At 63.6% G+C, this 26,833-nt stretch carries 21 protein-coding genes and 1 pseudogene; 12 read left to right on the forward strand and 10 right to left on the reverse strand.

Annotation, left to right across the window (positions count from 1 at the left end):
- Positions 1-145 precede the first annotated feature (145 nt).
- Positions 146-781, reverse strand: a complete 636-nt coding sequence (locus CIC12_RS30600; protein ID WP_168669950.1) for a LysE family translocator — start codon at positions 779-781, stop codon at positions 146-148.
- 259 nt (positions 782-1,040) lie between these two features.
- Between CIC12_RS30600 and CIC12_RS30605 the strand changes: the two genes are divergently transcribed.
- Positions 1,041-1,280, forward strand: coding sequence for an H-NS family nucleoid-associated regulatory protein (locus tag CIC12_RS30605; protein ID WP_168669986.1), 240 nt, complete (start codon positions 1,041-1,043; stop codon positions 1,278-1,280).
- Positions 1,281-1,433: 153 nt separating this feature from the next.
- Complete coding sequence (locus CIC12_RS30610) at positions 1,434-2,663, forward strand: serine hydrolase (RefSeq protein ID WP_168669952.1); 1,230 nt, start codon at positions 1,434-1,436, stop codon at positions 2,661-2,663.
- A gap of 184 nt (positions 2,664-2,847) precedes the next feature.
- On the opposite strand, the gene pcaG is transcribed toward CIC12_RS30610, so the two are convergent.
- Together pcaG and pcaH are read right to left on the reverse strand one after the other, a co-directional pair.
- Complete coding sequence (pcaG, locus tag CIC12_RS30615; protein WP_168669955.1) at positions 2,848-3,435, reverse strand: protocatechuate 3,4-dioxygenase subunit alpha; 588 nt, start codon at positions 3,433-3,435, stop codon at positions 2,848-2,850.
- Between the two features lie 3 nt (positions 3,436-3,438).
- The gene (gene pcaH / locus CIC12_RS30620) at positions 3,439-4,143 is read right to left on the reverse strand and encodes a protocatechuate 3,4-dioxygenase subunit beta (protein WP_168669957.1); all 705 of its coding nucleotides are present in this window, start codon (positions 4,141-4,143) and stop codon (positions 3,439-3,441) included.
- A 108-nt stretch (positions 4,144-4,251) separates the two neighbouring features.
- Here pcaH and pcaQ point away from each other — a divergent pair, with 108 nt between their 5' ends.
- Together pcaQ and CIC12_RS30630 are read left to right on the forward strand one after the other, a co-directional pair.
- A complete protein-coding gene (pcaQ, locus tag CIC12_RS30625) occupies positions 4,252-5,241 on the forward strand; it encodes a pca operon transcription factor PcaQ (protein ID WP_168669959.1) in 990 nt (329 codons plus the stop codon).
- A gap of 303 nt (positions 5,242-5,544) precedes the next feature.
- Entirely contained in the window at positions 5,545-6,675 is a 1,131-nt protein-coding gene (locus tag CIC12_RS30630) for a 4-hydroxyphenylpyruvate dioxygenase family protein (RefSeq protein WP_168669961.1), read from the forward strand.
- A 31-nt stretch (positions 6,676-6,706) separates the two neighbouring features.
- Here the strand turns inward: CIC12_RS30630 and CIC12_RS30635 are convergent, their stop codons facing one another.
- Positions 6,707-7,639: a LysR substrate-binding domain-containing protein gene (locus tag CIC12_RS30635; RefSeq protein ID WP_342030592.1), complete on the reverse strand. Its 933-nt coding sequence runs from the start codon at positions 7,637-7,639 to the stop codon at positions 6,707-6,709.
- Between the two features lie 166 nt (positions 7,640-7,805).
- Here CIC12_RS30635 and CIC12_RS30640 point away from each other — a divergent pair, with 166 nt between their 5' ends.
- Both CIC12_RS30640 and CIC12_RS30645 read left to right on the forward strand, forming a co-directional pair.
- Entirely contained in the window at positions 7,806-8,843 is a 1,038-nt protein-coding gene (locus CIC12_RS30640) for a DUF1338 domain-containing protein (RefSeq protein WP_168669963.1), read from the forward strand.
- A 65-nt stretch (positions 8,844-8,908) separates the two neighbouring features.
- On the forward strand, positions 8,909-11,935 hold the full coding sequence (locus tag CIC12_RS30645; protein WP_446728056.1) for an FAD-binding and (Fe-S)-binding domain-containing protein: 3,027 nt from the start codon (positions 8,909-8,911) through the stop codon (positions 11,933-11,935).
- A gap of 49 nt (positions 11,936-11,984) precedes the next feature.
- Here CIC12_RS30645 and CIC12_RS30650 read toward each other — a convergent pair whose 3' ends face one another.
- The 5 genes from CIC12_RS30650 to CIC12_RS30670 all read right to left on the reverse strand — a co-directional run bounded on the left by CIC12_RS30650 (position 11,985) and on the right by CIC12_RS30670 (position 17,081).
- On the reverse strand, positions 11,985-12,617 hold the full coding sequence (locus tag CIC12_RS30650) for a helix-turn-helix domain-containing protein (protein ID WP_168669965.1): 633 nt from the start codon (positions 12,615-12,617) through the stop codon (positions 11,985-11,987).
- A gap of 355 nt (positions 12,618-12,972) precedes the next feature.
- Positions 12,973-13,797 carry an isocitrate lyase/PEP mutase family protein gene (locus CIC12_RS30655; protein ID WP_168669967.1) on the reverse strand — a complete coding sequence of 275 codons (825 nt, stop codon included), beginning with the start codon at positions 13,795-13,797 and terminating at the stop codon, positions 12,973-12,975.
- Positions 13,798-14,289: 492 nt separating this feature from the next.
- Positions 14,290-14,580: a DUF4148 domain-containing protein gene (locus CIC12_RS30660; RefSeq protein WP_168669970.1), complete on the reverse strand. Its 291-nt coding sequence runs from the start codon at positions 14,578-14,580 to the stop codon at positions 14,290-14,292.
- A gap of 165 nt (positions 14,581-14,745) precedes the next feature.
- Positions 14,746-15,831, reverse strand: coding sequence for an aldose epimerase family protein (locus CIC12_RS30665; protein ID WP_168669972.1), 1,086 nt, complete (start codon positions 15,829-15,831; stop codon positions 14,746-14,748).
- Positions 15,832-15,863: 32 nt separating this feature from the next.
- Positions 15,864-17,081, reverse strand: coding sequence for a XylR family transcriptional regulator (locus CIC12_RS30670; protein ID WP_168669993.1), 1,218 nt, complete (start codon positions 17,079-17,081; stop codon positions 15,864-15,866).
- Between the two features lie 283 nt (positions 17,082-17,364).
- Here CIC12_RS30670 and xylA point away from each other — a divergent pair, with 283 nt between their 5' ends.
- The 6 genes and pseudogenes from xylA (at position 17,365) to CIC12_RS30700 (ending at position 25,850) form a co-directional block, all read left to right on the forward strand.
- On the forward strand, positions 17,365-18,687 hold the full coding sequence (gene xylA, locus CIC12_RS30675) for a xylose isomerase (RefSeq protein WP_168669974.1): 1,323 nt from the start codon (positions 17,365-17,367) through the stop codon (positions 18,685-18,687).
- Between the two features lie 224 nt (positions 18,688-18,911).
- Positions 18,912-19,940: a D-xylose ABC transporter substrate-binding protein gene (xylF, locus tag CIC12_RS30680; RefSeq protein WP_168669976.1), complete on the forward strand. Its 1,029-nt coding sequence runs from the start codon at positions 18,912-18,914 to the stop codon at positions 19,938-19,940.
- Positions 19,941-20,037: 97 nt separating this feature from the next.
- Entirely contained in the window at positions 20,038-21,597 is a 1,560-nt protein-coding gene (gene xylG, locus CIC12_RS30685) for a D-xylose ABC transporter ATP-binding protein (RefSeq protein ID WP_168669978.1), read from the forward strand.
- Positions 21,594-22,793: a sugar ABC transporter permease gene (locus CIC12_RS30690; RefSeq protein WP_168669980.1), complete on the forward strand. Its 1,200-nt coding sequence runs from the start codon at positions 21,594-21,596 to the stop codon at positions 22,791-22,793. The genes xylG and CIC12_RS30690 overlap by 4 nt, the downstream gene beginning before the upstream one ends.
- A gap of 261 nt (positions 22,794-23,054) precedes the next feature.
- Positions 23,055-25,319: pseudogene (locus CIC12_RS30695) on the forward strand (molybdopterin cofactor-binding domain-containing protein); the annotation flags it as partial.
- Positions 25,311-25,850 carry a (2Fe-2S)-binding protein gene (locus tag CIC12_RS30700; RefSeq protein ID WP_274597589.1) on the forward strand — a complete coding sequence of 180 codons (540 nt, stop codon included), beginning with the start codon at positions 25,311-25,313 and terminating at the stop codon, positions 25,848-25,850. The pseudogene CIC12_RS30695 and the gene CIC12_RS30700, both read left to right, overlap by 9 nt.
- A gap of 238 nt (positions 25,851-26,088) precedes the next feature.
- Here the strand turns inward: CIC12_RS30700 and CIC12_RS30705 are convergent.
- Positions 26,089-26,833, reverse strand: a 745-nt coding sequence (locus CIC12_RS30705; RefSeq protein ID WP_168669982.1) for a TolC family protein, incomplete at its 5' end; no start/stop codon positions are given.

The following is a 26,833-nucleotide window of genomic DNA, read 5'->3' on the forward strand; positions in this document are numbered from 1 at the left end:
TCAGCGTCAATACATAACTTGTAACTGTTCTGCGAGGGGTAAATGGCCGTTACGTGGCGGCTGCCGGTAGAGCCCTTGGTTGCGCTTATGCCGCGCGCGTCAACGCGGCATACCGTTCGGGGAGTTCGAATGGCCGGCGGCGCTCTCAGATGCCCACTTTGTGTGCATTCAGAATCAGGCGCAATCCCAGCGCGGCCACCGCGCTCGCGGCAATGCGATCGATCCAGGCCTTCCATTGCAGATAGATTTCGCGCGGCCGTTTGCTCGAAAAACACAACGCGACGATCGTGTACCAGCCGGCCTCGATTGCGAAGATCGCAGGCGGCAGCGCGAAGTAGCACCACAGCGGCGGATGCTGCGGAAGCAGCGCCGCGAAGATACTGCCGTAGTAGACGGCTGTTTTCGGATTGCTCAGTTGCGTGCTCAAGCCGATCCAGAAAGATTTACGTGGATTGCCGGAGGCGGCTTGCGCCGCATCGAACGCGAGCGGCTTGGCCGCGCCGCGCCAGATTTTCGACGCGAGATAGATCAGGTAGACGCCCCCGGCAATCTTCAGGCCGACGTAAAGCCATTCGACGGTGGCCAACAACGTGTAGAGGCCGAGCAACGCGATGCCGCTGAAGAACACGCCACCCATACCCATGCCGAGCGCTGTCGCGAGACCGTCGCCGCGCGACAGCCCGATCGCATTGCGCGCGACGATGACGAAGCTCGGTCCCGGGCTCATGGCGCCTAGCAGCAGCGCGGCGAGAATGGTGAGGATGGCGGTTGAGGCGGGCATTGTCGTGTCTCCTGCGCGCGGTGTTAATTGATGAAACATAGCATGACACTGTGCGCTTTGTTCTTGAATAGACGGCTATTAGAGCGTCCCTGGGCCGATGCGGATTCGACACATCGGGACATTGGCGTGCATTCGAATTGCACGCTATCCGTCTGAATCACGCATAAACTCCACATTGTTTTGCGGAGTTGTTGTCTGTGTAACACGAGCATGATTAGTTGCGACATCGGTACATTATGAAAGAGCAGTAGAACAACGGCTGTTCGACCTCGATGGGAATGCGCGCGAGCGTTTGATCGAGCGGATCCGCCGTCGCATAGATGATTACGGCATTACGATGGAAGCGCTCGCCGATGCGCTCGAAGCCGACGCGAACGCGGTTCGGGCAGTGCTGTATCGCGATGCCTTCGGCAACACGTGGGACGGTCACGGAGATAAACCGGACTGGCTCGCACGCGGGATCTACGCTGGACAGAACATCGATCACTTCCGCTGTTAACCCAATTTTTTGCCACACGCACGTCGTCTGATTATCGGGCAGCGTACGCCTTGGCCGTTGATCGCATGGGCGATTAGCCTTAACATCGGGCGGGTCGTTGCCGACTCCGTGACCATCCCATTCGGGCTCACGCGGCACAGAACTGGAAGCTTCATGCCGTACGGTCGTCGAATTTCTTCATCTGCATTCCCCTCCCGTTGTTTCCTTGCGTGTCTGCGCTACGGCGTGGTGTTCGCTCTGCTGTGGCTCAATATCGGCTGGTCGTTCGGTGCGGCCTCTGCCACGACAAGGTATTCCGCCGCTCGCATGAACCGGCAAGCTGGGCGGTCCGTGCCGCACACGCCCAAGGCGAAAGCCCGACCCCCGGGCAAAGCGCAAAAGCCCCCCACCGGCAAGGGCCGGCGTCGCCTCGCGCGCAAGCGCAAGCACGCGACGAGCGCCGGGCAGCCGGTGCACATCGGCAAGCTCACCGCCAAACCTCGCCGCCAGGCCGCGCGCAAGACGAAGGGAATGCGCCACGCGAAGCGGGCCGTGGCGCGAGCGGCGCGGCACAGCGTGCGGCATCCGTCGGCGTCGCGCGCGTCAGCGCAGGCCGGGCCGAAGCTCCTCGCTCGCTGTGGCTATACGCCCCGTTCGCGCGCATTGCTTCGCGCGCGAGCCGTCTATGTCGTCGACGAACGGACGCATACCGTGCTCACCGAAAAGCAGGCCGACCAGGTCATGCCGATTGCTTCGGTATCCAAACTGATGACCGCGGTCGTCGCGCTCGATGCAAAGCATGCACTGAGCAAGCCGCTCAACGTCACGGTGCAGGATCAGGATTTCGACAAGTTCACGGGCTCGCGCCTGCGCGTCGGTTCAAATCTGTCGCGCCACGACATGCTGCACATCGCGCTGATGTCGTCGGAGAACCGTGCGGCGGCCGCACTCAGCCGCGACTATGCGGGGGGCCGGCCAGCCTTTGTCGCCGCGATGAATGCGAAGGCGCGCGCGCTCGGCATGTGGCGCACGTCGTTCGTCAATGGCACGGGTTTGTCGCCGCAGAATGTCTCGACGGCGCGCGACTTGTCGCGGCTGGTCGAGGCGGCCAGCCGATATCCGCTGATCCGCGCGTATTCGACCGATCGCGCGCAAATCGTTTTCCCTGGCGGCGGTCGGACACAACTGAGTTATCACAACTCCAATGCGTTGGTCAGAGGCGGAGACAGATCCATCGTCTTGCAGAAGACCGGCTTCATCAACGAGGCGGGACACTGCGTGGTCGTGCGAATGATGGTGCACGGCCGGCCCGTCGACATCGTCGTGCTGGGCGCGCCCGGCGCGCACGACCACATTGCCGATGTAATCAGAATCGGCCGCTGGCTGCGCTGCTCACTGCACTGAGCCATTTTTCGGCATACGCAAAACAAAAAAAGCCCGCGCAAGGCGGGCTCAAACTACTTGGAGTTTCGCGATCCAGTCGCTAGCCGGATCACGTTCAGTGTAGGTGAAAGCTATCTGAAAGTGTTAAATGTGCGCTTCACAGGCCCCTTCATAGGCCCGTTCACAGGCCCCGCCACGGCTCACTTCACAGGTCGAAGAACACCGTTTCCTTGTCGCCCTGCATGTGAATGTCGAAGCGGTACACGTTCGCCGTATTGGGCTCGCGACGCGCGATCAGCGTGTTGCGCCGGTCCGCCGGAACCGTGGCCAGCACGGCATCGCGCTCGTTCGCCTGCGCTTCGTCTTCGAAATAGATACGCGTGAACGTATGCAGCAGCATGCCGCGCATCGTCAGGATCACATTCACGTGCGGCGCTTCATCGGGACTCGCGCGGCCCGGCTTCACCGTTTCCACGAAAAAGCGCTTGTGCGGGTCCGTACCGGTGCCGACGCGCGCAAAGCCGCGAAAGCCGGTCTTCTGGATTTCCTCACGTGACTCCGGGTAGCGGCCGTTCGAGTCCACTTGCGACATCTCGACCATCGCATCGCCGACCACCTTGCCGTCACCGTCGAACACCTGACCGATGATCGTGATGTGCTCGCCGGCTGCTTCGCGGTCGGCCAGAACGTGTGTGAACAGGCTCTTGAAATCAAAGTCGTATTGCTGCGGGCAAAGACCGTAGGCGAAATAAGGTCCAACGGTTTGCGAAGGCGTTTGCTTCAGAGTGGTCATGGCTTAGCGCTCCATCGGGGTTTCGTTCGGGCCGCGCAGCACGATGTCGAAATCGTAGCCGAGTGCATAGGCCTCTTGCGTCGTGTCGAGCGAGAAGCTCGAAATCATGCGTTCGCGGGCGTGCTCCGGCGTGCCCTGATAAATTGGGTCGAAGGCCAGCAGCGGGTCACCGGGGAAGTACATTTGCGTGACGAGACGCGAGCCGAAGTGCTCGCCGAACAGCGAGAAGTGGATATGCTGGGGGCGCCATGCATTCGGATGATTGCCCCACGGATACGCGCCCGGCTTGATCGTCAGGAAGCGGTAGCGGCCTTCGTTGTCGGTAATGCAGCGACCTGAGCCGAGGAAGTTCGGGTCGAGCGGCGCGTCGTGCTGATCGGCCTTGTGCACATAACGGCCCGCTGCGTTGGCTTGCCAGATTTCGACCAGCGTATTGCGCACCGGGCGGCCGCCTTGGTCGAGCACCCGGCCCGTCACGATGATGCGCTCGCCGAGCGGTTCGCCATTGCGCACCGCGTTGCGCGTCAGGTCGTGATCGAGCGCGCCGAGGTCATCAGTACCGTAGACCGGCACGCGCTGGTCGCGCAGCCGTTCCTTCAGCGGAATCAACTGACGCGTCGGGCCGCGCTTGGTCGACGAACCGTAGTTGGAATAGATGTACTGGGGATGGGACGCGAAATCGCGCGGAGTGAGAAAGGAATCTTCCATGAGCGTCTCCTTCGAGGAATTGTGGGATCCGATGTTATGGAGGGACTTTATCCAACCCGAGCGGTTATGCAAAGTGACGTTTTCGCCATTTTCGTATAACCTCACGTTATGCAACGCAGTCTCGCGGATAGCCGCGTCAAATTCCGTCATCTGCAGTGTTTTTTGGCCGTCGCCCAGTTCGGCAGCGTCCAGCGGGCCGCCGACAGCCTGTCGATCACCCAGCCTGCCGTCTCCAAAACGGTCGCGGAACTCGAAACCATTCTCGGCGTGAAATTGTTCGAGCGCGGCCGCCACGGCGCCGTGCCCACCCGCGAAGGGCAACTCTTCATGCCGCACGCCAGCGCGTGCGTGAGCGCGTTGCGTCAGGGCGTCGACCTGCTGGCGCGCGCCGAAGGCGCTGCGGCGGCGACGCTGGAAATCGGCATTCTGCCCACCGTCGCAGCGGCGCTGATTCCGCCGGTCCTGAAACGGTTCGCGGCGCTCTGGCCGCGCGCGATCGTGCGTCTGGCCAACGGTGCGAACCCCGAATTGCTCGAGCGCCTGAAAGCGGGCACGATCGAATTTGCCATCGGGCGCCTCGCCGATCCCGAGCGCATGGTCGGCCTCAGCTTTGAGCAGTTGTTCACCGAGCCGCTGGTGGCAGTGGTGCGGGCCGGACATCCGTTGGCGCTGGGTCCGGGCTTGCCGGCGACATCGCTCGAAGATTTCCCGGTGGTATTGCCGCCGTTCGGCACGCTGATCCGGCAATCTGCGGACAGCTTGTTGAACGCATGGGGCGTGCAGCCGCTGTCGGCGTTCGTCGAAGTGCTGTCGGTCTCGACGGGCCGCGCGTTGACGCTCGAGAATGACGCTGTGTGGTTCGTGCCGCTGAGCGCGGTGGAATACGAGCTGGCGCATGGCATGCTGGTGCGCTTGCCACTGCCGTTCGCGGGCACCGGCGAGCCGGTCGGTCTGATCCGGCGCTCGGACACGCAGCCGTCGCCGGTGGCGCGGGCGTTTATTGACGCGGTGCGCGAGGTCGCGCAGCAGCGGATGGCGGCGGCTTCTTCCGATAAGCCCGCGCGCAAACGAAGCCGAAGCAAGGCATCGGCGGCTTGATACGAACGATACGATCCCTCTGTGAAGGAGGGGCGCTCAGCCGAAGCAGTGAGAAGAGGGCACGCCGGCGCAGCGCAAGGAGCGCCGCTCTCGCCCGTATGAACCGTTCAGTACAAAATGAAGGTTGCGAACGCCCCGCCAACCGGTGTACAAACACGGTGCAAAAGCCGCCACGCCGCGTTTGCCGCAGTACACAATGCAGCGGGCGCCGCCGCGCGACTCCCCGCCCCCGATAGCCGGCGGTTTGCACCGAACATCAGAAACACCGGACACAGCGTCGAAAGACTGTACAAGGAGATTGCCATGCCCAGCGACTTGCCCACTCCAGACGCCGCGCTGCGCGCCGTGTCGGCGCCTGAGCACAATCCGCTCGGCACCGCCGGCCTCGAATTCGTGGAGTTTGCCGCGCGCGACCCGCAAGCACTCGGCGACACCTTCGCCAAACTCGGCTTCAAGGCGATCGCGCGTCATATCAGCAAGGACGTCACGCTGTATCGGCAAGGCGAGATGCAATTCCTGATCAACGCCGAGCCCGACTCGTTCGCCGCGCGTTACGCCGAGGAGTACGGCGCGGGCATCTGCGCGATCGGCATTCGCGTGGCCGACGCGCAGCGCGCCTTCGATCGTGCGATCGAACTCGGCGCCTGGGCGTTCGAAGGCGAGAAGATCGGCGCGGGTGAATTGCTGATTCCGGCGATTCAGGGCATCGGCGACTCGCATATCTATTTCGTCGACCGTTGGCGCGGGCGCGGCGGCCAGCGCGGCGGCCTCGGCGACATCTCGATCTTCGACATCGACTTCCGGGCCATCGAGATCGACACGGCGCACGCCGATCTGAGCCATACGGGCATGGGCCTCGTCGCAGTCGACCATCTGACGCAAACGGTCGGCGAAGGCCGGATGCAAGAATGGCTCGACTTTTATCGCGACCTGCTCAATTTCCGCGAGATTCACGAGTTGCACGCGAACTGGCACGTGTCGGCCGAATCGCGCGTGATGGTGTCGCCGTGCGGCGCGATCCGCGTGCCGCTCTATGAAGAGGGCACGCGCCGAACCAATCTGATGCACGAGTATTTGCCGGACCATCCGGGCGAAGGCGTGCAGCATATCGCACTCGCCACCGACGATATCTTCGCCTGCGTCGAGCAGCTGCTCGGGAATGGCGTCGAGTTCGTCGAACCGCCGCCGCGCTATTACGACCAACTCGACGCGCGTCTGCCGGGCCATGGGCTAGACGTCGAGCGGCTCAAGCGCACGCATGTGCTGGTGGATGGCGAGATCGGCGCCAACGGCGTGCCGCTGCTGTTTTTCCAGACCTTCGTGCGCCGCCGCTCCGGCGAGATCTTCTTCGAGATCGTGCAGCGCCAAGGGCACCACGGCTTCGGCGAAGGCAATCTGAGCGCCCTCGCGCAGGCACGCGAGGCCGATACCTGATAACCGGCCGCGTGCGCGGGCGCCGGCCCGCTCAATCGGTATCGGGCTTACCCGCCAACTCGGGATAGATCGCGCTGTAGGACGCGGCTTCCTGCAACAGCCATTCGCGGAAACTTGCGAGCGGCTTGCCGTGGCTGAGTTCGGTGGGATAGACGAGGTAATACGCCGAGTCCGCGACCGCTGGCGTGTCGAGCGGTATCACGAGTCCAAGCTGTGCGAGTTGCGTATCGACGAAAAAGCGCGGCACCAGTGCGATGCCGAGACCGGCCGCGGCGGCGCTGATCAACATCGTGTGGAGCTCGTAACGCACACCCTGCATGGTCCGGTTGTCGTCGACCTCCAGGCTCGCGAACCAGGTTGCCCAGCCGTCCGGCCGCGTGGTGGAGTGCAGCAGCGGATAGTCCAGAAGGTCGGCGGCGTGCCGCACGGGCCGCTTCAGCAGACTCGCCGCGCACACCGGCACCACTTCCTCGCAGAACAGAAAATCCGCCGACGTGCCCGGCCAGGTCGGCTTGCCATAGTGAATCGCCGCTTCAAAATGGGTTTCGGCGAACGGGAACGTGCCGGTGCGCACGCCCATGTTCACGCGCACATCGGGATACTGCGCATTGAATGCCACGAGCCGCGGAATCAGCCATTGCGACGCGAACGTCGGCAGCACGGCCAGTTCCAGATAACCGCCGCCACTACCATGCGCGATGATCGACAGCGTGTCGCGGTCGAGCTGTTCCAGCGAGCGCCGCACCTGCGCGCCATACACCTTGCCTGCTTTCGTCAGCACCACGCGCTGCTTGACACGCACGAACAGCCGCACGCCGAGATTGCTCTCCAACGTATTGATCTGCCGTGACACCGCGCTTTCGGTAAGAAACAGCTCGCGCGCCGCATGCGTGAAGCTTTCGTGCCGCGCGGCGGCTTCGAAAGCGAGCAGCGCGCCCATGTTGGGGATTTTGAACTTTCGCACGTTGATTCCAAAAACGCATCAAGTGGCGAGTTTATCTCGCTTTACGGTGCCCCGGCGGATTTTGAATAATCTCGCCTTCAGAACGCCGTGCCGCCTTTTGCGCGGCCGCCGTCGGGTTCCGGCGAGTGGCGGGCGAGCGCGCTCGGGCGCTACGTGGAGAACCGATATGCGAAACATCAAGAATGCGAATGTCGAACAACTGCTGCTGAAACTGCTGGGCGCCGACAAGACCACGCGGCTCTTCGCGACGCTCAACCATCCTCGCATCCTCGACGAATGGAACGACGGCAGTGTCACGCGCGCGGAACTCGCGCAGGCGATGAACATGGCGCTTTTCGAGGACCTCCTCGCGCGTTCGGCGAACGGCCGCGAGTACACCGAGGAGACGCTTGCTGCCGGTGGCAGCGTGTACTTCGACCACGGCGCGCTGCGCACGGTGCGCTGGCCGCACAGCGGCGCGCTGCCGCCCGGCGAAGCGGCGTTCGCGCGCGTTCTGCGGCCGCTCGGCTTCAGCATCAATGGCCGCTATCCGCTCGATCGTCTCGGCATGACCGGCCGCGCGTGGGCGCATGACGACGCGCCCGACGAGATCGCACAGTTCTTCGTGAGCGAATTGCATCCGGAACGTTTCTCGGCGGCGTTTCAGCAGGTGGTGACGAAGGTGATCGGTGCCTCGCGCGATCCGTTGACGCCGCATGCGGCCGGGCAGTTGTGGGAACTCGAACGCGACGGCGTGTTGCCGCTCGACGTGGCGCATGAATTGCTCCCGGTGATCGTCGGTGCGTTCGCGCGCCAGCATGAGATGCCATGTGAAGTCGATTACGAAGTATTGTTGAAGGAGTCGGCGGAAATGGCGTGGATCGCGACCGAAGGTAACGCGTTCAATCACGCGACCGATCGCGTCGAGGACGTTTTCAAACTGTCCGACGACGAGAAGGCCAAGGGTCGCCCGATGAAGCCGGAAGTCGAGCGATCGCGTTCGGGCCGAGTGTTCCAGACCGCGTATCGCGCGGACATGGTGCGGCGCGAATTCCGCACGGCTGACGGCGGCGTCGTGACGCGTGAAGTGCCGGGCTCGTTCTACGAATTCATCACGCGCAAACGGAGTTTCGATCAGGACACGCGGCGCTGGGAAACGGACCTGCGCTTCGACGCGGGCAACGCACAGGGTATCTTCAAGATGACCGCGAGTCAGGCCGCCTGAGCGCACGGCGGGAGAGCGGGCGAGTGAGCTTGCGGGCTCGCGGCAGCGGAAACGAGGGGCGCAGTGTGGGAACGTCATTGAATGAAGAGCAGGGCGTGAAGGAGTCGGGCGATCCGCATGCCTCAATTGCCTCAATCGCCTCGAGCGCGTCGGACGAACGGCGCGTCGCCAGGCCGTTCATGGGCACCGCCGCCGTGATGCAAACGCTGGAGAGCGACTTGCGCCGGCATGTGCGCGGCGAAGTGCGTTTCGATCAGGGCTCCAAAGCGCTGTATGCATCAGATGCATCGAACTATCGGCAGATTCCGCTCGCTGTCGTCGTGCCGAAGGATGTCGACGATCTGCTCGCCACACTCGCCGCGTGCCGCCGCAACGACGTGCCGTTTCTCGCACGCGGCGGCGGCACGTCGCAAAACGGCCAATGCGTGAACGTCGCGGTCGTGGCCGACGCAAGCAAGTACGTCAACCGCGTCGTGTCGGTCGATCCCGTCGCGCGGGTGGCGATCGTCGAGCCGGGCGTGGTGTGCGATACGTTGCGCGATGCCGCCGAGCAGCACGGCCTCACGTTCGCCCCCGATCCGGCGACGCACAGCCGCTGCACGCTCGGCGGCATGATCGCCAATAACTCGTGCGGCGCGCATTCGGTGATGGCCGGCAAGACCGTTGAAAACGTCGAGGCGCTGGAAATCGCCACCTTTGACGGCGCGCGCTTCTGGGTCGGCCCGACATCCGCTGACGAACTCGAACGCATCGTCGCGGCGGGCGGCCGTCAGGGCGAAATCTACGCCGCGCTCAAGCGCTTGCGCGACACGTACGCCGCGCAGATTCGCGCGAAATTTCCGCAGATCAAACGGCGCGTGTCGGGCTTCAATCTCGATCAACTGCTGCCGGAAAACGGCTTTAACGTTGCGCGTGCGCTGGTCGGCACCGAGGGCACGTGCGCGGTGACGTTGCAGGCGAAAGTGCGGCTCGTGAAGAGTCCGGCGAAGCGCGTGATCGTCGTGGTCGGTTTCAGCGACATCTACACGGCGGCGGATGCCGTGCCGCATTTCATGCGCTGCGGGCCGATCGCGATCGAAGGACTCGACCGCGCGATCATTCGCGGGCTGCAGGCGCGCGGCTTGAAGAAGGACGAGATCGCATTGCTGCCGCCTGGCGACGCGTGGGTGGTGCTCGAATTCGGCGCGGACACGCAGGACATGGTGCTGCGCGACGCGCAGGCGGCGGCCGCGTATTTCGCGTCGGGTGACGCGGGGCCGAACGTGTCGGCGCTGCTGGTCGAAGATCGCGCGTTGCAGGCGAAGGTGTGGTCGATCCGCGAGACGGGAGCATCGGCGGTGGCGTTGTCGGTCGATGCGGGCGCGCCCGATCCGGTGGTCGGCTGGGAAGATGCGGCGGTCGATCCGCTGCGCCTCGGCGATTATCTGCGCGCGTTCCAGGCGTTAGTGGATCGTTACGGCTATGAGACGAGTCTCTACGGCCATTTCGGCGACGGCTGCGTGCACGCGCGCATCACCTTCGATCTGCGCAGCGCGCAAGGTGTGTCGACATGGCGCAAGTTTCTGCGCGAGGCGGCGGAACTGGTGGTGGAATTCGGTGGCTCGTTGTCGGGCGAACACGGCGACGGCCAGGCTAAAGCCGAGTTCTTGCCGATCATGTACGGCCCCGAACTGATGCAGGCCATGGAGCGGTTCAAGGCGATCTGGGACCCATCCAACCGTCTGAATCCGGGCAAGGTGGTGCACGCGTATCGCGCCGACGAAAACCTGCGCATGGGCCCGGCCTACAAACCGGTGACGCTGCGAACGAAGCTGACATTCGCCAGTCGGGAAGGGGACGGCTTGCAGCGCGAAATCGAGCGATGTATCGGCATGGGCAAGTGCCGCTCGCTCGACGGAGGCACCATGTGCCCGAGCTATCGTGCGACGCATGAGGAGAAATACTCGACGCGCGGCCGGGCGCATCTGTTCTGGGAGATGCTGCAAGGCGAGGTGATCGCGGATGGCTGGCAAAGCCGCGAAGTGAAAGAAGCGCTCGACACGTGCCTCGCCTGCAAGGGCTGCAAGTCGGATTGCCCCACGCATACGGACATGGCTTCGTACAAGGCGGAATTTCTTTCGCATTACTACGAGAATAATCGGCGGCCGCGTCAGGCCTTGTTCATGGGACGGATCGGGGAATGGGCGCCGTGGGCGTCGCGCGTTGCACGTCTGACGAACTTCATGACGGCTGCGCCGGGTCTGTCTACGATCGGCAAATGGGTCGCCGGTGTGGCGCAAGCGCGCGCGTTGCCGCAGTTTGCCGCGACCACGTATCGACAGATCGCGCGGCGCGCTTCCCGACCTGCGCATGACGCGCGCGACGGCGCGAAGAAAGTCATCCTCTGGGTGGATACGTTCAACGATCATTTCACGCCAGAAATCGCGCAAGCCGCCGCCGATGTACTCGAGCAATTAGGCTGGCACGTCGTGCTGCCGAAGAACCGCCTGTGCTGTGGACGGCCGCTATACGACTTCGGCCTGCTCGAACGCGCCCGCGAACTGCTCACGCACATTCTCGACGACCTCGCAGACGATATCGCCGCCGGCGTGCCGCTCGTCGGACTCGAACCGGGTTGTCTGTCGGTATTCAAGGACGAACTGCTGAAGCAACTCCCGGGTCATGCGTTGGCGAAGCAACTGTCGGTGCAAACTTTTCTGTTCTCCGATTTCGTTGCGCGCCAGCCGTTCGACTGGCCGACGCTTGCCGCCGACGTGATCGTCCATGGGCATTGCCACCAGAAGGCGCTGTTCGGCATGCAAGGCGATACCGTGTTGCTGAACAAGCTCGGTGTGAAATGGAAGCTGCTCGACACGGGATGCTGTGGCATGGCCGGATCGTTCGGCTTCAACGCGGAGCATCACGCTTTGTCGCTGAAGATCGGCGAGGACAAGCTCTTTCCGGCAGTGCGTGAAGCGGCCGCGGCGAATCACGAGACGATCGTGCTGACCAACGGCTTCAGTTGCCGTGAGCAGATCGACCAGGGGACGGGGCTCCACGCGCTGCATATTGCGCAACTCGCGCAGCGGGCGTTGGCGGCGCGCCTCGTGTGATTGGCAGCATACGCGCGCGAAGGCGCATCCAGGCTGCGCGTGCGCCGACCTATTTCTTCGTCGATTCGATGGTGACCGGCGTTTGCGGGATGTCCGCGCTGGTCGCCATCCACAACACCTCGGCGTCTTCTTCGCTGGTGGACACCGCGGCGTGGCCGGTGCGGCTGTCGAAGTACAGACTGTCGCCAGCGTTCAGATGCGTCGGCGCGTAAAGCTCCGAATAGAGGCACACGCTGCCGCTGATCACGTACAGGAATTCCTCGCCTTCGTGGCGGCCCCAGTCGTCGAACGCGTCGAGCGTGTGCGCGGATATGCGGATGCGAAACGGCAGCATCGCTTTGTGCGCAAGGTCGGTTGCGAGCAACTCCATCTGATAGCCACGGTACGCGTGGCGCTGTCCTTCGTTCTTACGGGTCAGCGCGCGGCGGCCGCTGGCGCTCACCTTCGGCGTGGAGCCGAACAGCTCGCCGATTTCGATCTTCAGCCCGAGGACGATTTTCTGCAGCACGTCGAAAGTGGGGGACATCAGGCCGTTTTCGACTTTGGAAAGTGTCGACCGGGAGACGCCGCACAGGCGGCTCGCGGTTTCCAGCGTCAGGTCCTGCGCCTGACGGGCGGCGCGTACGCGCCGGCCGAGGTCGGTGATTGACGGGTCGGCGGGTTTGCTGAGATGGGTGTCCATGGGGCTGCTGCTTTTTCGGGTACGCGCTTCATGATGGCGGGCTGTGTTTCCGATAATAACATTGGCGTGAGATGCGGAATTGGCGGGGTGCGGCGATCGGCCCGGCGAGTGGTCGGGACACTTCGAGGGCTTGTGCAGCGGACCCTGCCGACGATGGGCGCGCAAGGGCATGGAGCGTTGCCAATGCACGCGCGCTTTTCTCATCGGAAACCATAGGGGTTGTGCGGTAGATCTCGCGCTTCCCGGCCGCTTTGTCGGTATATCGATCGAAGCGCCGGTAGCGCGATCAGGCACTGGACAGCGGAAGGGGCTTGCAGTTATCGGCTTGGCTCGACAAAGACTCGTCTACCAGACTTCAAGCCCCTTTGGTGAACAGCTCGTTGAGTTGCGCGCCGGAGGCTGCACCGGCAAAGCCGTCGAAGCGGCCGTCGGTCAACGCTTGCGCGGCGCGCATGAAGCCGCCCCATGCCGCGCGGGCCAGTGCGCCGCCGACGCTGATGCGCCGCACGCCGAGCGCCGCTACGTCGTGCAGCGTGAAGTCCGAAGTCGAGCCGATCAGCAGGTTGACGGGTTTCGGCGCCACGGCGGCGACCACCGCCTCGATCTGCTCGCGCGTCTGAATGCCCGGTGCGTACAGGCAATCGGCGCCGGCCGCGGCATAGGCCTTGAGACGCGCAATTGCGTCGTCGAGGTCGGGCTTGCCGGCGAAGAAGTTCTCTGCGCGGCCGATCAGCAAGGTATCGCCGCCCGTTTCGTCGATCGCGCGCCGGGCCGCGCTGATTCGCTGAACCGCGACGTCGATCGGGAACAGCGCGGCGGCAGGATCGCCCGTCGAGTCTTCGATGGACAGGCCGGCCACGCCGGTCTCGACGGCCAGCCTGACGCTTTCGGCGACCTCAGCGGGATCTCGGCCAAAGCCATTCTCGAAGTCCGCGTTGACTGGCAGATCTGTCGCTTCGACGATCTCGCGCAAGTGCGCGAGGACCGCCTCGCGTGGCAGGGTATTGTCGGCATGCCCGGTGGACCACGCAAAACCGGAACTCGTGGTGGCGAGCGCCTGAAAGCCCAGCGTTTGCAGATAGCGGGCGCTACCCGCATCCCACGGATTGGGCAGCACGAAGCAGCCGGACGTATGCAGGGCGCGAAAGGCGGCGCGTTTCTCGGCAATGGTGCGGGGCATGTGAGTCTCCAGAAAAACGGGAAGCCGCAGCTCCCGTATCGATCGGGCAACGTCGGGATTGACCACTGGGAAAGTTTATTATTGTGCGCTCGACTTGACGAAGTCGACGACGTTCGCATTACCGAGTCCCGCTGTGCGGACTTATTTGCAGCCTGGACCTTTGTGGACATTGTGGCGCGCGTTTGCCTCAGTGCTCAGGCAAATGCTATCGCTGTCACGGTTCGCGGATGATAGGCGCGACTGAAGAACAGGGGAGACTAACGAGTGAAGTAGAGCGGCACGCCCGTATTCGCGGGCATAGCAGAGGACGAGGCTACATTGCCGGATCTGGCGACGCGGCAACACGCAAGCAATGAACAGGTGACGAAATAACGGGTCACGAAGCGCGCTTTCACTCCATTCCCCGCGCGATACACAAGAAACACGCAAGCGGATCATGCGTTGAAAAACATGACCCGCTAAGCACAGCGAACGAGGAGCCGCAATGCTCGATCATTGCCCGGCATTCCCACCTGCTTGCGACGACCCCGTCGCCGTCGTCCCATAGCCGGTCGTATCGGCCTGAGCCGTCGCATTCTGCGCGGCCACACGCGCTTCTGCCGCCTGAATGTCGGCGGGATAGCTGGAGTCGGTGGACTTGCCCGGCTGGTATCCCGCCTGCTCGATCTGCTTGAGTTGTGCCTTGACCTCTGCGCGCGTGAGCGGCTGCTCGGATTGAGCGAACGAGGCTGCCGGCGAAGCAAGGACAACTAACACCGCTACAGCCTTGACTAGCGATTTCATGATGCTTCCCTCCGGGACTGTTTATCCGGCACCGAGATTTCGGCACCATTGACGGAGTCTAGGAAGCGATTAATCCAACGGAAACCACCAGGGCGTTAATTCAGTATTGCATCAAACAATAAGTCGGGGCGCTGTAATGTCCCGTGTAAGAAGCGAGAAAACCCATCACACGCCCTTGCGCACTTCGACCCGATAAGCGGTCACTTGCCTGTAAGTATGGCCGGGCCGCACGATCACCTCGTCCTGGCGGGCCATATTGACCTGGTTCGGAAAGCCGCCTGCTTCGAGACACAGTCCCGCATGACGTTGATACCTGACACCACCGCGTCCCACGTCGCCATTCAGAAAGTTGCCGGTATAGAACTGTAAGCCGCGCTGATCGGTCGAGACGGTCAATTCCCGTCCGCTGCCAGGGTCGTACGCGCAGGCTACCTGACGCAGCGGCGGCGCGCCGTCGCTCGTACCGGCGCCGGATGCATCGCGCAGCACGTAGCAATGATCGAAGCCGCCGGCCCTCGCGAGTTGCGTGTGCGGCCAGTCGAGGCGGCCGCCGATCGGCGCGCTTTGCCGGAAGTCGAAGGCATTGCCCGCGACCTCGGCGAGCTTGCACGGGATCATCCCGGCATCGACTTCGAAGAACTGCTCGGCGTCGATCGACAACACGTGGCCGCGAATGTCCGTCCCCGGTTTGCCCGTCAGATTGAAGTACGGATGACTCGTCAGATTGAGCGGCGTGGGCGCGTCCGTGATCGCTTCGTACGCGATGGTCAGCGTGCCGTCGTCGTCGAGCGAATAGCGCACTTGCGTCGTGACGTTGCCCGGAAAACCGGCATCGCCTTCCGGCGACTCCAGGCGCATCAGCAACGCGCCGTTGTCTTCGCTCACGTCCCACAGCGCGCGATGAAAACCCACGCTGCCGCCATGCAGCAGGTTCGCGCCTTCGTTGCGGTCGAGCGTGTACTCGATACCGTCGAGCGTGAAACGCGCATCGGCAATGCGGTTCGCCCAGCGGCCAATCAGGCCGCCCATGTACGTCGTGGCTGCGACGTATTCGGCGGGGGTGTCGTGGCCGAGCAGAATATCGCCGAGACGTCCGGCGCGATCCGGTGCATGCCAGGAGACCAGCGTCGCGCCAAGGTCGCTGATGGCGACTTTCATACCGTGCGCATTACGCAGCGTATAAAGCCGGACCCGATCGCCGCCCAGCAGGGTGCCCCATGGCTCGGAAGAAAGTTGTGCGATGCTGATCATGGCGTCAGTGGAAGGAAAGAGTAAAGGCATGCTCAGCCGGGCGCGGCCGTCGAATTCGCGCGCTCCTGATATTCGCGCGGCGTACAGCCGAGTTCACGACGAAATACCGCATACATGTATTGCAGCGACGTGAAGCCGCAACGAATCGCCACTTCCGCGCTGGACGCATCGCGCTTGGCCAGCAGCGCCTTCGCGACATCGAGCTTATGGCGCAGGATTTCCTGATGTACGGTGCACTGGCGTTCGCGCCGGAAGTACTCTTCGAGCGACGAGCGCGACACGCCCACATAGTCGGCCACCTGTTCGGTGCGAATCCCCTGGCATGCGTACTGACGGATGAAGTGCCGCGCGCGCATCACGTACGGACTCGCGAGCGGCTGATGCCCCGTCGATTCGAGCACGTTGATGCCGACCGGCGGCACGAGAATGCGCCGCCCCGGAAAACGCGCGCCGTGCAGCATCTGATGCAACAGGTGCGCGGCGGTGCGCCCCATTTCTTCGGTGCCCTGAATCACGGACGAGAGTGGAATACGTGTCAACGTGCGCGTCAGCGGATCGTTGTCGATGCCGATGATCGCCACTTCCTCGGGCACCGGAATGCCCGCGATCAGACACGCTTGCAGCAGATGCCGCGCCCGCGCATCGGTCACGGCGATGATGCCGACCGGTTTCGGCAGTTGCCGCAGCCAAGCGGTGAGTTGCTCGGTCGCCTGGTTCCACGACGGCGCGCTGGTCGACAGGCCGCGATAGACCTCGCTGTCGATCTGTGCGGCGCTGCGTCCGTCGGCGTGGCGCAAATGGGCGAACGCGCGTTCACGCTGCTGCGCCCAGCGGTTTTCCTGGGCCTGCGGCAGGCTGTACAACGCGAAGTGTTCGAGGCCCGAGCCGATCAAATGCGTATAGGCGAGCGACACGAGCTTGCTGTTGTCGGTCGCGATATAGGGTAAGTCCGGAGGGTAATGCGCCGGATCTTCGAACGACGAGCCGACCGCGACCACCGGCAGCGGACAGTCGCGCAGCGCTTCACCCACGGCGGGGTCGTCGAAGTCGGCGATGATGCCGTCGCCGTCAAAGCGTTCGATGCCGGTCAGCCGGCAGCGAAAATCTTCTTCGAGGAAGAGATCCCACGCGACCCGCGTTGACAGCAGATAGTTGCCGATACCGGTGATGATCTCGCGATCGTAGACCTTGTTCGCGTTGAACAGCAGCGCGATCCGATGGGACGTCTGTGGTGTTGGCGGACGGGGCATGGCGGTGAATGGCGCGCGGATCGTCGAACCCACGGCCTTTGTCTCCTGTTTAGCGGGCGCTTGAGTGTGCACTAAAGGCGGCGCCGTTTTTAAGCGTCCGGTTATTCTAGGCCGCGAATCGTGCGCCGGTGCGAAACAAACGCGCGGGCGGTAAGAAACATCAAGCGCGCTGCGCAATTTCGCAATTGCCGATGTATCGCGCACGCGGCAGCATGGCGTCACCCTGGTCGACCGGCATGGCGGCGGTGACGGGTTGCGGTGCAACATACAACTGGAGACGCCGATGTCTTACTTCGAACACATCCCCGAGATCCGCTATGAAGGGCCGCAATCGGACAACCCCCTTGCATACCGCCATTACGACAAGAGCAAACGCGTACTCGGCAAGACGCTCGAAGAACATCTGCGCCTCGCGGTGTGCTACTGGCATACCTTCGTCTGGCCCGGCGTCGACATTTTCGGGCAGGGGACCTTCAGGCGTCCGTGGCAGCAAGCCGGCGACGCAATGGAGCGCGCGCTGCAAAAAGCCGACGCCGCGTTCGAGTTCTTCTCCAGGCTCGGCACGCCCTACTACACGTTTCACGATACCGACGTCGCGCCCGAGGGGGCGAGTCTGAAGGAATACAGCGAGAACTTCCAGCGCGTCACCGACTATCTGGCGCGCAAGCAGCAGGATACCGGCATCAAACTGCTGTGGGGCACGGCTAATCTGTTCTCGCATCCACGTTACGCGGCGGGCGCGGCGACGAGCCCCGACCCGGACATCTTCGCGTTTGCCGCGACCCAGGTGCGCCACGCGCTCGACGCCACGCAACGGCTCGGCGGTGAGAACTATGTACTGTGGGGTGGCCGCGAAGGCTACGACACGCTGCTCAATACCGACCTCGTGCGCGAACGCGAACAACTCGCGCGCTTCCTGCGCATGGTGGTCGAACATGCGCGCAAGATCGGCTTCAAGGGTTCGCTGCTGATCGAGCCGAAGCCGCAGGAGCCAACCAAGCATCAATACGATTACGACGTCGCGACCGTGCATGGTTTCCTGCTGCAATACGGACTGGAAAAGGACATTCGCGTGAACATCGAGGCCAATCACGCGACGCTCGCGGGCCATTCGTTTCATCACGAGATCGCGACCGCTTACGCGCTCGGTATTTTCGGCAGCGTCGATGCGAATCGCGGCGATCCGCAAAACGGCTGGGATACCGATCAGTTTCCGAATAGCGTCGAAGAACTGACACTCGCGTTCTACGAGATTCTCCGGCATGGCGGCTTTACGACCGGCGGCATGAACTTCGATTCGAAAGTGCGGCGCCAAAGCGTCGATCCGGAAGATCTGTTCTACGGCCACATCGGTGCGATCGACAATCTCGCGCTCGCCGTCGAGCGTGCGGCGGTGCTGGTCGAAAACGATCGGCTTGAACAGTTCAAGCGGCAGCGCTACGCGGGCTGGGATGCGGAACTCGGCCGCAAGATTCTCTCGGGCGACTATTCCCTGGCGACGTTGGCCACGGATGCGCTGGCGCGCGACCTCAACCCGCGGCACGCGAGCGGTCAGCAGGAGCGAATGGAAAACATCGTAAATCAGGCGATTCATAGCGGACGCTGAAACGCATCAGGGTGTAAGCAACAGAAGCAGATGCATCACATAAATAATCGCGCGGCCACGTCGACCGCGTGAAACAGGAAGTTTTGGGTTGATGCTTGTCCGGTCTTGTCGCTCGCAGCGCAGGCCGGCCAATCCGGTATTCCGGGTAAATACAACGAAACCATTTTTTATGGGACCGGCGTAAGTGCTGAAGCACTCACTCCGATCGTAAAAAGGAGACAGTCATGCAATTCAAAACACGTCGTCATGTCCTGAGTTCGCTCGTATGCGGAGCCGTACTCGCCAGCCTGTCGCTCGCCGCGCCGCTCGCGCACGCCAGCAAGGATCATCCGGAAATCGGCTTCTGTATCGACGATCTGCGCGTCGAGCGCTGGTCGCGCGATCGTGACTATTTCGTCGCTGCGGCGGAAAAGCTCGGCGCGAAAGTCTCTGTGCAATCCGCCGACGCGAGCGAAGAACGCCAGATCTCGCAGATCGAAAACCTGATCTCGCGCGGCGTCGACGTGATCGTGATTGTGCCGTTCAATTCGAAGACGCTTGGCAACGTGGTTGCCGAAGCGAGGAAGGCGGGCATCAAGGTCGTGTCGTATGACCGCCTGATTCTCGATGCCGATATCGACGCCTACATCTCGTTCGACAACGAGAAGGTCGGCGAAATGCAGGCTCAAGGCGTCTATGACGTGCGGCCGAAGGGCAACTACTTCCTGCTCGGCGGCGCGCCGACCGACAACAACGCGAAGATGTTGCGCGCCGGCCAGCTCAAGGTGCTCAAGCCCGCCATCGACAAGGGCGACATCAAGGTGGTCGGCCAGCAGTGGGTGCCGGAGTGGAGTGCATCGACGGCGCTGCGCATCATGGAAGATGCACTGACGGCGAACAACAACAAGATCGACGCAGTGGTCGCTTCGAATGACGGCACCGCCGGCGGTGCGATTCAGGCGCTGGCCGCGCAGAACCTCGCGGGCAAGGTGCCGATCTCGGGCCAGGATGCTGACCTCGCAGCCGTGAAGCGCGTGGTGGCCGGCACGCAGACGATGACGGTCTACAAACCCCTCAAGCTGATCGCGGGCGAAGCGGCGAAGCTCTCGGTGGCGCTGGCGAAGGGCGACAAGCCGGCGTTCAACGCGCAATACGACAACGGCAAGAAGAAGGTCGAAACGGTCCTGCTGCAGCCGACCAAGCTGACGAAGGCCAATGTCAACCTCGTCGTCACGGATGGCTTCTACACGCAGGCGCAGCTCGCGAGCCAATAAGACGGAAGACGGGCGCGCTGTGTTGCCACGCTTTCCGGGCCATGGCGCCCGGGGGCGTGATCGAGCACCGGCCCACCTTGCAGCGAGGCAATAGCGAATGACGCAACCTCTACTGACGATGCGCGGCATCGTCAAAGCTTTTTCGGGCGTGAAAGCGCTCGACGGCATCGACCTGACGGTCTCGCCGGGCGAGTGCGTCGGCTTGTGCGGCGAAAACGGTGCCGGCAAATCGACATTGATGAAAGTGCTGTCCGGCGTGTATCCGCACGGTACCTGGGATGGCGAAATAACCTGGGAAGGCGTGCCGCTAAAGGCCACCGGTGTGCGCGATACCGAACGCGCGGGCATCATCATCATTCACCAGGAGTTGATGCTGGTGCCGGAGTTGTCGGTCGCGGAGAACATCTTTCTCGGCAATGAGATCACGCTGCCCGGCGGCCGCATGAACTACGCGGCGATGTACCAGCGCGCCGACGAACTGCTGCGCGACCTCGGTATCAGCGGCATCAACGCCGCGCAGCCGGTGATGAACTACGGCGGCGGTCATCAGCAGTTGATCGAAATCGCGAAGGCGTTGAACAAGCGCGCGAAGCTGCTGATTCTCGATGAACCGTCGTCCTCGCTGACTTCGTCGGAAATCAGCATTCTGCTCGACATCGTGCGCGATCTGAAGCAGCGCGGCATTGCCTGCGTGTACATCTCGCACAAGCTCGACGAAGTGGCGGCGGTGTGCGACACGATCAGCGTGATCCGCGATGGCCGCCATGTCGCGACGGAGCCGATGCATGCGCTCACCACCGAGCGCATCATCTCGCTGATGGTGGGCCGCGAAATCAAGAACCTGTTTCCACGCGAGCCGCATCCGATCGGCGACGTGATCTTCGAAGCGCGCAACGTCACCTGTTTCGACGTCACCAACCCGCGCCGCAAGCGGGTAAACGACGTGTCGTTCGCGCTGCGGCGTGGCGAGATTCTCGGCGTGGCGGGGCTGGTGGGCGCGGGCCGCACGGAGCTGATGCAGGCGATCTTCGGTGCGTATCCCGGCGTGAGCGAGGCGAGCGTGCTGATGGACGGCAAGCCGCTGAAGATTCGCGCGCCCGACGACGCGATTCGTGCCGGCATCGCGATGGTGCCGGAAGACCGCAAACGTCACGGCATCGTGCCGGGGATGAGCGTCGGCCACAACATCACGCTCGCGGTGCTCGGACGGTTCGCCTCGGGTGGACGGATCGACTCCGCCGCCGAACTCGACACGATTCATACGGAGATGAAGCGGCTGTCGGTGCGCGCCGCGCATCCGATGCTGTCGATCGCGAGCCTGTCGGGCGGCAATCAGCAGAAAGCCGTGCTCACGCGCATGCTGCTGACCGATCCGAAGGTGCTGATCCTCGATGAACCGACGCGCGGCGTCGACGTCGGCGCGAAGTACGAAATCTACAAGCTGATCTTTCAACTGGCGCAGCGCGGCATGTCGATCGTGATGGTGTCGTCCGAAATGCCCGAGGTGCTCGGCATCAGCGATCGCGTGCTGGTGATCGGCGAAGGCGAGTTGCGTGGCGACTTCGTCAACGACGGCCTCACGCAGGAGGACGTCCTCAGTGCCGCGATCCGTCCCGTGCAGCGATTAACGAACCCTACCGCAGCGAGTGCAGCATGACGCCCGACGTTACTTCCCAACGCGCCGACAACCCCCCGCCGCGAGGCGCGTTCGGCGGCCCGCAGCGTATTCAGCAACTGTTCGCGCGCTACAAGATTCTCGCGTTGCTGATCGCCGTGGCCATCATCTGGATTTTCTTTTCGACGCTCACGCATGGCGCGTTCGTCACGCCGCGCAATCTGTCGAACCTGCTGCGGCAGATGTCGATCACCGGCATGCTCGCGTGCGGCATGGTGTTCGTGATCATCGCCGGTGAAATCGATCTGTCGGTCGGCTCGCTGCTCGGTCTGCTCGGCGGCGTCGCGGCCATCCTCGACGTCAACCGGCACTGGCCGATCGGCGTGACCGTGCCGGTGGTGATGCTGCTTGGCGTGCTCGTCGGCATGTTCAACGGCTGGTGGTCGACCTACCGGCGCGTACCGTCGTTCATCGTCGGGCTCGGCGGGATGCTCGCGTATCGCGGCATTCTGCTCGGCGTGACCGGCGGCTCGACGATCGCCCCGGTCTCGGACAATTTCGTGTTCGTCGGCCAGGGTTACTTGCCGCGCCTCGCGGGCGATACGCTCGCCGTGGTCCTGTTCGTGCTGCTCGCGTTCCTGACGATTCGGCAGCGCGCCAATCGCCAGCGTTATCAGTTGCGGGTCGTGCCTATCTGGCAGGACATCGTCAAGGTGGTCGGCGCCGGTGCGATTCTGGCGGGCTTCGTCGCCACGCTCGATCGTTACGGCGGCATTCCGGTGCCGGTTCTGCTGCTACTCGCGCTGCTCGGCGTCTTCACGTGGATCGCGACGCAGACCGTGTTCGGCCGGCGCATCTATGCAGTCGGTTCGAACCTCGAAGCGACGCGTCTGTCGGGCGTCAACACGAACCGTGTGAAACTGGCGATCTTCGCCCTGATGGGACTGATGTGCGCGTTCGCGGGGATCGTCAATACCGCGCGGCTCGCGGCCGGCTCGCCGTCGGCGGGCTCGATGGGCGAACTCGATGCGATCGCCGCGTGCTTCATCGGCGGCACGTCGATGCGCGGCGGCTCCGGCACCGTGTACGGCGCACTGATCGGCGCGCTGGTGATGGCGAGCCTCGACAACGGCATGTCGATGCTCGACGTCGACGCCTACTGGCAGATGATCGTCAAGGGCAGCATTCTCGTGCTGGCCGTGTGGATCGACGTCGTGTCCGGCTCGAACCGGCGCTGATGGGCCGAAGCCGAAACTGAGACTGCAGCGCCCACAGGGTGCGTCGCCCGACGCACCCTGTATTTAATGAAACACCCCACGATTAACCCCTTCCCTGCATCAACCGCCTGATCCCCGCCCCGCACCCCTGCGACTTGAACGCGCAAATTTAAGTCTTCCGCCCACAGCTCCGTCTTATTACTATTCCGCAAAAACACCGCCGCGCGCACAGCCGCGCTTTCGCAGCTTCCCTGTCACCGTGCAAGCTGATCGAGCCATGTCATGTTAAAGCGCAGAACCTTCCTGCTCGGCGGCGCCGGCGCGGTGGGCGCGTTGCTGGTCGGCTGGGGGGTGTTGCCGCCGCGTCAGCGGCTGAACACGTCGACGCCGCTGCCCACCCAGGGCTCGCAAGTTGCGCTCAACGGGTGGGTCAAGATCGCCGCCGACAACACCGTGACGATCATGATGAGCAAGGCGGAGATGGGGCAGGGCGTGCACACCGGCCTCGCGATGCTGCTCGCCGAGGAACTCGACGCCGACTGGTCGCGGGTGCGGGTCGAGGACGCGCCGATCGACAGGATCTACAACAGCGTGCAGAACATCATCGACGATCTGCCGTTTCGCCCCGATGACGACAGCGTGGTCAAGCGCACGACGATCTGGCTCACCCGCAAAGCGGTGCGTGAGGCCGGTACGATGATGACGGGCGGCTCCTCGAGCATCAACGATCTCTGGACGCCGATGCGCGAGGCCGGCGCGTCGGCGCGCATGATGCTGATCGGCGCGGCGGCCGAGCAATGGAAGGTGCCTGCCGCCGAATGCCGCGCGGAAAATGGCTACGTGCTGCACGGGCCGGGCCATAAGGCGAGCTTCGGCGAATTGTCGTCGATGGCTGCGCTGCAGGCGTTCCCGCGCAAGGTGGCGTTGAAGGATCCCGCTGACTTCAAGCTGATCGGCCAACCCATCCGCCGCATCGAGGCCGCATCGAAGATCAACGGCGCGGCGCGCTTCGGCATCGACGCGCTGCCCGACGGCCTGTTATACGCGGGCGTCGTGATGTGCCCGACGCTCGGCGGCTCAGTCGCGCATTTCGACGAGACAGCCGCGCGAAAGATGCCGGGCTTTATCAAGGCACTGGCCTTCTCACCGTATAGCGGCGGCAGCGGCGGCGTCGCGGTGATCGCGGACAACCCGTATCGCGCGATGAATGCGGTCGAGAAGATCGACGTGACCTGGCACGACGGCGCCGCCGCGACCGTATCGAGCGCGGACGTGGACCGGCGTCTTGTGCAGGCGCTCGACGACAGCGACGGCCACAGCTACTTTCATCGCGGCGACGTCGATGCCGCCTTGAGTCGCGCGGCGCGTGTCGTCGATGCCGAGTATCACGCGCCGTATCTCGCGCACGGCGCGGTCGAGCCGGTCAATTGCACTGCGCAGGTCGCGGACGGCGTGGCCACCGTCTGGGTCTCCACACAAATGCCCGCGCTCGCGCGGCAGCACGTGGCCAACGTGCTCGACATCGACGCCGACAAGGTCGACTTGCAGATGCAACTGCTCGGCGGCGCGTTCGGCCGGCGGCTGGAACTCGATTTCATCGTGCAGGCCGCAGTGATTGCGCGCGAAGGCGGGGGACAGCCGGTGCAGACCATCTGGTCGCGCGCGCAGGATTTCACGCACGACTTCTATCGGCCCGCGTGCGTGTCGCGGCTCAAGGCCGGCCTCGACGAACACGGCAAAGTGCTCGCGTGGCGCAGCACGTCGGCGAGTCAGGCGATCGTGCCGGAATCGCTCGCGCGCTACTACGGCATACCGCGCATTCCCATCGACAAGACCACCTGCGAAGGCGCGTTCGATCAGCCGTACGAATGGCCCGCCGCGCGCGTCGCGCACAAGATCGTCGAGCTGCCGGTGCCGGTGGGCTTCTGGCGCTCGGTCGGCCATTCGCACCAGGCGTTCTTCGCCGAGAGCTTCACCGATGAGCTCGCGGCCGCAGCCGGCCAGGACGCGATCGCGTTCCGCGCGGCGCTGCTCGCGGAGCATCCGCGCCATCTGGCGGTATTGAAGCGTGTCGCCGAGTTGTCGGAGTGGGGACAGCCGATGAAGCCCGCCGCCGACGGTGCGCCGTGTGCGCGCGGTGTCGCGTTGCACGAGGCGTTCGGCAGTGTGGTTGCGCAGGTGGCGGAGGTGTCGCTCGGGCCGAAGCGGCAGATTCGCGTGCATCGGGTCGTGTGTGTGATCGATTGTGGACTGCCCGTGAATCCGAACCTGATCTGTCAGCAGATGGAAAGCGGGATCGTGTTCGGTCTGTCCGCTGCGTTGCAGGACGAAATCTCGATCGTCAAGGGCCAGGTGCAACAGAAGAACTTCGTCGATTTCCCGGTCGTGCGGATGAACGATTGTCCGGTGATCGAAACCGACATCATGCCGAGCCGGATGCACCCGCAAGGCGTCGGCGAGCCGGCTGTGCCGCCGATCGCACCGGCGGTCGCCAATGCGGTGTTCACGCTGACCGGCACGCGTTTGCGCACGCTCCCGTTGCGGCTCGAGAAACTGCCCGTCACGGCTTCGAACCCGCAAGGATGCAAGGTCGCGCCGAGACAGCAGGCAAGCAAGGGGTCACTGAACATCAACGGCCGCGCGGTGGCGGTGCACGCCGAGCCGGACATGCCGCTGCTGTGGGCGCTACGCTGCGAACTCGGCATGACCGGCACCAAGTTCGGCTGCGGCGTGGGGATTTGCGGCGCGTGCACGATCCATCTGGATGGCGTTGCCTGCCTCGCGTGTCAGACCACGATGTCTTGCGTGGGCTACACGCAGAAAGTCACGACCATCGAAGGCGTGCAGGGCACCGAAGCACAAGCGTTAAAGGCGGCGTGGATCGATCTGGACGTGGTGCAGTGCGGCTATTGTCAAAGCGCGCAACTGATGGCGGCGTGTGCGCTGCTCAAGCGCATACCCAATCCGACCGATGCGGATATCGACGCGGCGATGTCGAACATCGTGTGCCGTTGCGGCACGTATCCACGAGTGCGGGCTGCGATTCACCAGGCGGCCGCGAAGCGCCGGCTGGCTTGATGCCGCCGGCGCGTCCTCAGCAAAGACCGCGCTAGTGCCGGCCGATACCGTACGGACTCAATTCGCCAGCATCTCGACCACGGCGACCACCGCCGTGAAGATGCCGATACATCCGCCCAGTGTGACTGCGCCTTGCATGAATGGCGACATACGTGACCCCGTAATGTGTGGTTGGTGTCGTGTATTTAACCGTAAATGAAAGGCAAAAGAAAGCTAATCAAAAATAATGCGTAAGCATTCAGGGTGTTTTGGCCGCGGTTGCGGTTGCCGTCGCCGCGGTCGGCTCGGCCTTCGGCGCGGGTGCTGCGGCCTGAGGCGCCGGCACCGCGGGCGCGCTCTGCGCATCCATTTCCCATCCGCCGCCGAGCGCGAGGAACAGGTTGACCTGGTCGATCGCCACCTGGCCTTCAGCGGTCGCGACCTGAGACTTCACCGAGGTCAGCGTGCGCGTCGCGTCCAGGTCCGAGATGAAGGACTCGCGCCCGGCGCGATATAGCCGATGCGTTTCATCCGCCGACTCGGTCGCCGACTTCAACGCGGCGCGCAATGATTCGGCGCGTGCGTAGTCGGAGGCGTAGGTCGCGAGATTGGTTTCGGTCTCGCGCAGCGCGTTCAGCACCACGCCGTCGAATTTCGCGAGCGCCACATCGCTCGACGCCTGCGCCTCACGCACGCGACCCCGCGCGCCATTGGTGGGGAAGTTCCAGTTGATTAGCGGACCGAACGCCCAACGCGCCGTGGGCAACGTGGGGATGTCCTCGAGAACCCCGGTATAGCCCGCTGACGCACCGAGGCTGATCGTCGGATACAGCGCTCCCGTGGCGACACCAATGCGCGCCGTCGACGCCGCCAGTTGACGCTCGGCTTCGCGCACGTCCGGACGGCGCTTGAGCAGCGCGGCGCCGTCGCCGACCGGAATCGGCTGGCGGATTTGCGGCAGACGCTCGCAGGCCAGCACGGCCGGTGGAAGGTCGGACGGTGCA

This window comes from Paraburkholderia sp. SG-MS1 (genome assembly GCF_012275575.1).
In the GTDB taxonomy this organism is placed as follows: Bacteria; Pseudomonadota; Gammaproteobacteria; order Burkholderiales; family Burkholderiaceae; genus Paraburkholderia.

Excerpts from the sequence above, each read along its gene's own strand:
- CIC12_RS30600 (WP_168669950.1), bottom strand. The coding sequence starts at position 781 with ATGCCCGCCTCAACCGCCATCCTCACCATTCTCGCCGCGCTGCTGCTA.
- CIC12_RS30610 (WP_168669952.1), top strand. The coding sequence starts at position 1,434 with ATGCCGTACGGTCGTCGAATTTCTTCATCTGCATTCCCCTCCCGTTGT.
- pcaG (WP_168669955.1), bottom strand. The coding sequence starts at position 3,435 with ATGACCACTCTGAAGCAAACGCCTTCGCAAACCGTTGGACCTTATTTC.
- pcaH (WP_168669957.1), bottom strand. The coding sequence starts at position 4,143 with ATGGAAGATTCCTTTCTCACTCCGCGCGATTTCGCGTCCCATCCCCAG.
- pcaQ (WP_168669959.1), top strand. The coding sequence starts at position 4,252 with ATGCAACGCAGTCTCGCGGATAGCCGCGTCAAATTCCGTCATCTGCAG.
- CIC12_RS30630 (WP_168669961.1), top strand. The coding sequence starts at position 5,545 with ATGCCCAGCGACTTGCCCACTCCAGACGCCGCGCTGCGCGCCGTGTCG.
- CIC12_RS30640 (WP_168669963.1), top strand. The coding sequence starts at position 7,806 with ATGCGAAACATCAAGAATGCGAATGTCGAACAACTGCTGCTGAAACTG.
- CIC12_RS30650 (WP_168669965.1), bottom strand. The coding sequence starts at position 12,617 with ATGGACACCCATCTCAGCAAACCCGCCGACCCGTCAATCACCGACCTC.
- CIC12_RS30655 (WP_168669967.1), bottom strand. The coding sequence starts at position 13,797 with ATGCCCCGCACCATTGCCGAGAAACGCGCCGCCTTTCGCGCCCTGCAT.
- CIC12_RS30660 (WP_168669970.1), bottom strand. The coding sequence starts at position 14,580 with ATGAAATCGCTAGTCAAGGCTGTAGCGGTGTTAGTTGTCCTTGCTTCG.
- CIC12_RS30665 (WP_168669972.1), bottom strand. The coding sequence starts at position 15,831 with ATGATCAGCATCGCACAACTTTCTTCCGAGCCATGGGGCACCCTGCTG.
- CIC12_RS30670 (WP_168669993.1), bottom strand. The coding sequence starts at position 17,081 with ATGCCCCGTCCGCCAACACCACAGACGTCCCATCGGATCGCGCTGCTG.
- xylA (WP_168669974.1), top strand. The coding sequence starts at position 17,365 with ATGTCTTACTTCGAACACATCCCCGAGATCCGCTATGAAGGGCCGCAA.
- xylF (WP_168669976.1), top strand. The coding sequence starts at position 18,912 with ATGCAATTCAAAACACGTCGTCATGTCCTGAGTTCGCTCGTATGCGGA.
- xylG (WP_168669978.1), top strand. The coding sequence starts at position 20,038 with ATGACGCAACCTCTACTGACGATGCGCGGCATCGTCAAAGCTTTTTCG.
- CIC12_RS30690 (WP_168669980.1), top strand. The coding sequence starts at position 21,594 with ATGACGCCCGACGTTACTTCCCAACGCGCCGACAACCCCCCGCCGCGA.